Here is a 765-nt window from a genome sequence, read left to right as displayed (position 1 = left end):
AATATGAATGCTTATGAGTATGCTAGAGAATTTGGGCAAACAGAAATTGCTGAATATTTAAAGCAGAAGATGGATGAAAAAGAATAGGCTGTTAAAAAGTACATACTCCATGATGGTTGTACCATCATAAAGTATTATGTGCAATGATAGAATAGAAAACGAAGTACGAGCTTTGGCGAGATGACATTTTAATGGGCGCCGAATATAAACACACATGGACTGTATATTAAACTAATGAGCTCGTACAAACTCGTTAGTTTTAACGTAGTATTTTTCATGACATACAAAAGGTATCATACTGTTACTACAAAACTTACAAATTTATGCTACTTAAAAATAGATGAACTTAAAGCACTTTATTGTCAATTATGGCAACGAGTGCTTTTTTTGCATTTTAGCGTAGAAATAAGTCGGTACACGTATAATTTGGTTCTGGTGCAAATATAGGAAGAGGAATATGGATAGTAGATTTATAACGGAATTATATTTTATGCTATAAGGGATAACTCCACATGCCCATCAACCTAACAGAGCAGGTTAATCCCAAAACGAAAAAAAATGAACTTTGTTGCTATAAAGTGCACAAAATTTTCGTTTTGGGGGTACTTCAAAATCTTAGCTTGATGGTGATGTGGTGCCACCCCACATCCATCAACTTAAGGATTTAGACTATTTTTGAAGTTAAAAGCACGTTACTATTCTCTTATGTTAATGAGAAAGGGTGACGTGCTTTTTATGAATATGCATCAAAAACAAGAGTTATCT

General features: G+C 33.3%; 1 pseudogene. It reads left to right on the top strand.

Annotated elements, in window-relative coordinates:
• A pseudogene (locus tag AAIE21_RS29255) lies at positions 1-87 on the top strand (ankyrin repeat domain-containing protein); the annotation flags it as partial.
• Between the last annotated feature and the right edge of the window lie 678 nt (positions 88-765).

This window comes from Paenibacillus sp. 102 (assembly GCF_039549175.1).
Lineage (GTDB): Bacteria > Bacillota > Bacilli > Bacillales > Bacillaceae_G > Bacillus_A.
Note: the sequence above shows the minus strand (reverse complement) of the source record. Positions and strands in the feature narration are given on the sequence as shown.